Source organism: Betaproteobacteria bacterium, from assembly GCA_009693245.1.
Lineage (GTDB): Bacteria > Pseudomonadota > Gammaproteobacteria > Burkholderiales > SHXO01 > SHXO01.
This window is the reverse complement of record SHXO01000118.1, coordinates 1-7,325: the sequence shown is the minus strand read 5'-3', so window position 1 is coordinate 7,325 and position 7,325 is coordinate 1. Positions and strand designations below refer to the sequence as shown.

Below are 7,325 nucleotides of genomic sequence, written 5' to 3'. Positions count from 1 at the left end.
ATCGGAATGGCCCGTGCACGGGCCAAGATCGCGATGATGAACCTGGTCTACAACATGGTGCGCCTGATGCAGTTGATCAAGCGTGCCGCAAAAAGCGCATTAGCCCCGCAAGGGGTCAATCCGTGTGCAGTTGGGTAAGAGGAGAGAAACGGGGATGAAAAGGCCGCACAACCGCCTCTCAAGCCGGTGAAGCCGCACGATTGCGTGCGACCCCATCGCGAATGCAACTTATTCAGACGCTCCGGATATTCCCTTCCCCGTGCGGAGTGATTTTTAGAGGTTCCCATAAGGATATGATGCGGATGACGTTTAAATTCTTCAGATTCCCGATTGCTTTGATCGCTTGGGTGGTTGCTGGAACCAGCGCGGCGCACAACGATTCGTTGCATGCGGCACCGGGACCTCACGGCGGCGCCCTTACGCGCGCCGGTGGGTATCGTCTGGAGTTATGTCTAAGCGATTCGAAGGTCCGGGTTTGGGTCTGGGATCATTTCCGAGAAGGAGCGCCGGCCGATGTTCTAGACGCGAGGGGCGTCGCGACCACGAGCAGTCCTGCTGGACATGCCACGATAGCGCTCGAACCTGGGTTGGGAAATCTACTGATCGGTACCGTCAATACAGCCCAAGTTCCGATCAAGGAGGTCACGGTATCAGTTGCGCTCCCAGGGCGTTCCGTGCGACTCGCGCGTTTTACGGATCTTAAGAGGAGTCGCGGGTGCCGTTCGTAATGCTGGTCTCGCAACGGTCACGCAACAGGAGAGTGAAATGGAACATGGTCATACTCACGCGGGGGTCCAGAAAAGGGAGGGTTCCCTGCATCACGCTTCCGGCAAGACACCGGCGCCCCAGTCGTTGGTGGACCCCGTGTGCGGCATGACGGTCACCAAGGAGCCGCCGCATCGCCATGAATACCAGGAGAGGTCTTATTATTTTTGCAGCGCTGGGTGCAAGAGCAAATTTTCCGCAAATCCTGATCGCTATCTTGGAACTAAGGAGCAAGTTGCCGTAGCGCCCGCGGCGATGGATGCCGCACCCGCCGGGACGATCTACACCTGTCCCATGCATCCCGAGATACGCCAAGAGCGGCCTGGCACCTGCCCGAAATGCGGCATGGCGCTGGAGCCAGAAATGCCCAGCCTGGAGGAGGAGCAAAACCCGGAGCTGAAGGATTTTCGGCGGCGCTTTTGGTGGACGCTGCCACTCACTGTCGTGGTATTCGTTTTGGGAATGTTTGGCCACCGCTTCGGTTGGTTCTCCATGAGCACCCAGAGCTGGATCGAGCTGGCCCTTTCCATTCCTATTGTCCTATGGGCGGGCTGGCCTTTCTTCGTGAGGGGTTGGAAATCCGTGGTCAACCGCAGCCCGAATATGTGGACGCTGATCGGGTTGGGCACGGGCGCGGCGTTCGTCTATAGCGTGGCCGCCACCGTGGCGCCTGGGATATTCCCGTCTTCCTTCGTGTCGATGGGGCGTGTGGCCGTGTACTTCGAAGCCGCGGCGGTGATCATTTCGCTGACCTTGCTGGGCCAGGTGCTTGAACTCAAGGCACGCTCGCGGACCACGGCTGCGATCAAGTCGTTGCTCGGACTGGCGCCGAAAACCGCCCGGCGTATACGCGCTGACGGTACCGAGGAGGATGTGCCGCTGGCTCATGTTCACGTGGGCGACCTGCTGCGCATTCGTCCAGGAGAGAAGGTGCCAGCCGATGGCGTCGTGTCCGAGGGTAGCAGCGCGGTCGATGAATCCATGCTGACAGGCGAACCGCTACCAGTCACCAAGCGGCCTGGCGACAAGGTGATCGGCGCGACCCTCAATACCACCGGAGCGTTGGTGATTCGCTCCGAGAGAGTGGGCTCCACCACCATGCTCGCTCAGATCGTGCAACTGGTCGCCCAGGCCCAGCGCTCAAAGGCGCCGATGCAGCGCATGGCCGATAAAGTGGCGGGTTACTTCGTCATCACGGTCGTGGGCATTGCCTTGCTCACCTTTTTCGGCTGGGGTTTTTTCGGCCCCGAACCGAGTTGGGTGTATGGCTTGATTAACGCGGTGGCCGTGCTCATTATTGCCTGCCCGTGTGCACTGGGGCTCGCCACGCCCATGTCCATCATGGTCGCCACGGGCCGCGGTGCGACACAGGGCGTGCTGTTCCGTGACGCCGCGGCCATCGAGAACCTGCGCAAGATCGACATGCTCATCGTGGACAAGACGGGTACCCTCACGGAAGGCAAGCCGGCCTTCGAGCGCGCGCTCGCCGTGGAAGGCTTCACGGAGAACGAGGTTTTGCGGCTTGCCGCCAGCCTAGGCCAAGGCAGCGAGCATCCCTTGGCCGCGGCCATCGTGGCGGCAGCGCGGGAGCGAAGCTTGCCGCTCTCCAAGGCCGGCCAGTTCGAATCCAGCACGGGCACCGGCGTTCGAGGCACGGTGGAAGGCAAAGCCCTCGCGTTGGGTAACACGGTGCTCATGGCGCAGGCGGGCGCCGATGTGTCGCCCTTAATGGCGCAAGCGGAATCGTTGCGGGGGGAAGGCGCGAGCGTCATCCATCTCGCGGTGGATGGCCGCCTCGCGGGACTTCTCGCCGTTTCCGATCCCATCAAGGCCACGACCGCGGATGCACTGGCTGCCTTGCACCGGGCGGGGCTGCGGGTGGTCATGGCCACCGGTGACGGGTTGACGACGGCCAAGGCGGTGGCGCGCCGGTTGCACATAGACGAGGTGCATGGCGAGGTCACGCCGGCCGGCAAGCTCATGTTGGTGGAGCGATTGCAGCGCGAGGGCCGGGTGGTGGCCATGGCGGGCGATGGAATCAACGATGCTCCCGCACTGGCGAAGGCCGATGTCGGTATCGCCATGGGTACCGGCACCGATGTGGCCATGAACAGCGCCCAGGTGACCCTGGTCAAGGGCGACTTGCGCGGCATTTCGGCGGCCCGGGCCCTCTCCGAGGCAACGGTCGCCAACATGAAACAGAACCTGGGCTTCGCGTTTATCTACAACGCGCTGGGCGTACCCATCGCGGCGGGGTTGTTGTATCCCTTCACTGGCTGGCTTCTGTCGCCCTTGATAGCGGCCCTGGCGATGAGTTTCAGTTCGGTATCGGTCATTAGCAACGCGCTGCGATTACGCAAGGGGAAGTAAAACCCGGCGCGCGCCAGCATACACGGCGAGCTTTCTGTTCTTCACTGGAAACGAAATCCAGATTCGCCGGAACGCAACCTCGGTGGGTTCCGTAATCGCTTTCTCGCACATCTTAGCCGCTTACGGATTGACTGCTGCCAGTTTAGGCGAAGATTTTGAACGGACATTCTGCGGCACAAGGGCTACCTCGGATCTGCGCGGATCCGTGGACCCGGAGTTATACGGCCTGCGTGAATACCGGTGCGAAGCCTCCTCCTTGCGTGCGGAAGTTAGTGGTTTGTCCCTGATACAGTCGCGCCGCGACGATCTTTACCGCCCCTCTGTAGGAGTAGTTGCGAACATCGGCTTTCAGTGCCGTGGCCCCATGGATGCCCGCGACGTGGCGTTCGCTGGGTGCAACCAGCGCCTGGGCAACGTAGGGTCTCGTTGCCATTTCCTCCCACACCCGCTTCGTGAGCTTGTCGCCGCGATAGGCGGCCTTGCTGCCGTAGCCGGCGGCAGGTTTAAAGAAGAGCTCGCGACGCTTCGCCCACAATTCATCCTTGTTCCCTGCCGTCATGATCTCGGTGCGCGGGATCGCGGCGAGCAATGTGGAAATCGCGTCATCGGCGGCGCCCGACGAGCGCAAGAACGTCTCGTCGCAGAGCAAGGTGAGGTTGCGCTTGTCCGCGTAAAGCGCATGCGCGCGCGGATGAGGGCTCACGACAACCTCGCCGCCAAGGTACGCGAATTTAAGCGCGGCCTGTGCGGGTTGCTCCAGCGCGAAATCCGTCAGCCGGTTGTATACGAAGTCGATAGGCTGGCTTACATGCCACAATCGGGCGTTGTTCCTGGTGAAATCACGAGGATCGCATATCGTCACCTAGATACCGTGCCGCCTGAAGAGTTGCAGGTAGAGTAGGAATTCTGGATAGAGATACTGCTGTTCCGGCGTCTCATCGGCGATCGCCACGGTCAATAGCTGGGCGTTCTTGCGCTGCGCGCGCCATTCGCCCATGAATATCTCGAACAGCGCGTCCTCGATGGCGCCGGTTTCCAGCGGCGCCATCGCGAGCCCGGCCACGTCCGCGCAACAGGCGCGTTGCGCACGCCCCAGAACCGCGTTGAGAAGCGCGCCGCCCGGATTCGTATTGATCTCTATCAGTTGCGGCCCTGCGATACCCAGGTGAAAGTCGTATCCCAGGAGGCCGCCGGGCGAACCCGGATCGAAGTGTGCAATTTCGGGAGCCCATGCCAGCGCGGCGGAAACGCGATGTTGCGACAACGGTTTCCACCGCGCCGATGATCCGCGCCATGAATTCGAAATGTTCGCGAGAGACGAACACCGGCACCGGCGAGAAAAGATGCGGGTGAGTCTCGATCATGGCAATGGACAGGCCGCGGGTGCCCAGGTCCGCTTCAAGCCCGCGTCGCAATGCTTCCTCATCCAGGGTCAGGCAGTAGCACGTGCGGTTCAATGCCTCGATCGATGTGGCCGCACGGTAATCGGTGTCGCAGTCCTCTGGTTCGGGGTGCGCCGTGGCCTCAGACATTTCGGGGATCTCCAGTGACAAGAGCAATTTTCTCCTTACTCGGCATTGTGCATGCGGCCGTCTGCAAGAGCCAGGATACGTCGCAGCGCTTCTTCATTTATTCTTAAAGCGATTTCGGCAATTCATTTGATACTTGCCGGAGGAGGTGTTGCGAAGAGATGACAGCATTTAGCCAGTACAGGACGTTGGCGAGCGGTTCCGCGCCAGCTCCTGGCGTTTTCGCGATGGCTCGCGGCGCTCGCGAGCATCGCATTGTGCGCGCGTGTTTCCGCGCAGGAGTTGCCCGCGTGACCGCGGAGCATCGCGCGTTAGCCCGCCAGATGGTGGCCGCCGCGGCTGCCCGCTGTGACGAGGGAAGAAGGGCACAAGCGGAGGTGCTGCGTGCGAAGGTCGAAGTCGCGCGTGCACCGGCCACGACCCCGGCCGTTCGCGGCCGAAATAGGCGCTGCCGAAGCGATGGTCAATGTAATGCCTGGGCCGGCCCGCTTCGGCACCTTTGCCACCGATCGAGCACCAAGTTTCGTTCCGAAGAGTCCCCCGCCTGGGAATGTGCGTTTGGCCGCGCTCGCCGCCCGGCTCGAATTGCGAGCGGGGGCCTCCGAGGTGGAGCGCAACTCCGCCGAGATAGATGTCATGCGCGCCATGTTCCGGCCCATGGCGGCTGTTAGGGTGGGTCCCGCCTCCACCATGGCCGAAGGCTCGGGCGCGATGATCATGATCGGTATCAGCATAACGATCTGGCGCGAGCGGCTGCGGGCTGGCGTTGCCGAGGCGCAAGCGATGCAGAGCATGGCGAGGGCGGATCTAGAAGCCATGCGGCGCATGGTCGAGGGAGAAGCGGTGGCGGCGCGCGAAGGGGTGAACGCGGCGCGCGCACGTGCCGGCGCGATGCGCCAGGAAGTCGTGCCGAGGGCGCGCATGGCGGTCGAGGCTTCGCTGGCGGCCTACTCGGCGGGACGTAGCACGCTGGTATCGGTCATCGAGGCCTCGCGCACTCTCTGGGATACACGCATCGAACTTCTCATGTCCGATACGGCACTCTCGAGCGCATGGGCGCGGCTGGAACGTGCCACCGCGAATGAGGGGAAGGCGCTACGGTGAAACCCGAATCCCGTTCCCGTGCACGCGTCGCCACCATCAGTGCCGTCACTGCCGCTGTCGTGCTCGCTACCGGTTAGTTTTGGCAGGACTACCGGCACGTCTGGCCTTTCTCCAGACACCATGACTTTGGGCAGCCGTCCGTAAGCCCCGCTGCGTCCGCGCCGAAGGAGGGCAGCACAGCATCCGCCTCGGTCCGCACCACGCTTAGCGTGGACAGCGCGCGCCTGGAGGGGCTGGGTGTGCGCTTCGAGCGTGCAAAGGTCGAACCAGTTGCGCAACCTGTGCGCGCGGTCGCCACCGTGGTGGCGGACGAGGGGAGAATCTCGCGCGTGCACACGCGATTCTCGGGGTGGCTGGAGCAACAGTGCGTAAACACGACGGGGCAGTCCGTGCGCGCGGGACAACCGCTAGCCGCGGTTTTTTCGCAAGACCTTTACGCCTCCCAGAATGAATATCTGATGCTTCTTCGCCAGGCGAAGAGCGGCTTGAGCAGCACCGCCCTCGAGTCTGGCCGCACGCGCCTGGAACTGCTCGGCATGACCGCAGCCGAGATCTGGAAAATCGAGCGCACGGGGCAAGCGCGCCGGCTGGTCACGGTCGTGTCGCCCCGCAGCGGCATGGTGCTGCGCCGGGGCGTGAACGCCGGCATCGCGATCTATCACTCCACCGAAATCGTAACCGTGGCGGATTTGTCGAGAGTATGGGCGCTCGCGGAAATACCCGAAGGACAAGCCATGGGTCTCATGCGCGGCGTTACGACCACTCTGAGCTTCCCCGGCTCGGGGCGTGCCGCGTTTGCGGCGCCGGTGGATTTCATCTATCCCACCCTTACCGAGCGCACGCGCACGGTGAGGGTGCGCTTTGTGGTGCCCAACGCGGATGGGCGGCTGCGTCCGGGCCTGTATGGCAGGGCGGAGTTCTCCGCGACCCGGCGCGAAGCGCTGACCGTTTCACGAGACGCCGTGGTGGATACCGGCGAATCGCAGCATGTCTTCGTGCGCACGCCGGCGGGCGTGCTCGAACCGCGCACGGTGAAGGTGGGGGTGCGCCTCGCCGAACGCCTCGAAATCACCCAGGGGCTGGCACCAGACGATGAAGTGGTGGCTGCCGGAGTTTTCCTCATCGACTCGGAGAGCCGGTTGCGCGCTTCCGGGACGGGCACCGGTCACGCGGGTCACGGCGGCGGCGCCTCGCCCGCGCCCGAGGGTGCGAAGGAACCCGCACAGAAGGCTTCACCACCCGCGGCGCATACCAACCACGAAAGCTGAGCATGATCGAGCGGATCATCGAATGGTCGGCTCAACATCGCCGGGTCGTGTTCGGCGCAACACTTGTGCTGGCGCCGTGGGCCGCCGACTCCATCCGCAAGACCCCACTGGATGCCAATCCAGACCTTTCGGACCCTCAGGGGCACCTCTAATAATCACTTTTCTACGACGGATCTCTTACCGCGTTAGCGAAATGAGTTTCATTCTCGGCCAGGTGACCTTCAGTCGGGTTATTTCGCGACTTTCAAGGCGTTTTGCGAGCCTCTTCACTGGCTTTGTATCAAACTTA

The 7,325-nt window shown here is 62.7% G+C and carries 3 protein-coding genes and 1 pseudogene; 3 read left to right on the top strand and 1 reads right to left on the bottom strand.

The annotated features are described in order from the left end of the window. Positions 1–765 precede the first annotated feature (765 nt). Positions 766–3,135 carry a heavy metal translocating P-type ATPase gene (locus EXR36_14950; protein ID MSQ60890.1) on the top strand — a complete coding sequence of 790 codons (2,370 nt, stop codon included), beginning with the start codon at positions 766–768 and terminating at the stop codon, positions 3,133–3,135. Between the two features lie 217 nt (positions 3,136–3,352). On the opposite strand, the pseudogene EXR36_14945 reads toward EXR36_14950, so the two are convergent. Further along, positions 3,353–4,601, bottom strand: a pseudogene (locus tag EXR36_14945) (hypothetical protein). Positions 4,602–5,123: 522 nt separating this feature from the next. Here EXR36_14945 and EXR36_14940 point away from each other — a divergent pair. Then, positions 5,124–5,768: a hypothetical protein gene (locus EXR36_14940; protein ID MSQ60889.1), complete on the top strand. Its 645-nt coding sequence runs from the start codon at positions 5,124–5,126 to the stop codon at positions 5,766–5,768. Between the two features lie 209 nt (positions 5,769–5,977). After that, on the top strand, positions 5,978–7,036 hold the full coding sequence (locus EXR36_14935; GenBank protein ID MSQ60888.1) for an efflux RND transporter periplasmic adaptor subunit: 1,059 nt from the start codon (positions 5,978–5,980) through the stop codon (positions 7,034–7,036). The last annotated feature ends 289 nt before the right edge of the window (positions 7,037–7,325 follow it).

Excerpts from the sequence above, each read along its gene's own strand:
- EXR36_14950 (MSQ60890.1), top strand. The coding sequence starts at position 766 with ATGGAACATGGTCATACTCACGCGGGGGTCCAGAAAAGGGAGGGTTCC.
- EXR36_14940 (MSQ60889.1), top strand. The coding sequence starts at position 5,124 with ATGGTCAATGTAATGCCTGGGCCGGCCCGCTTCGGCACCTTTGCCACC.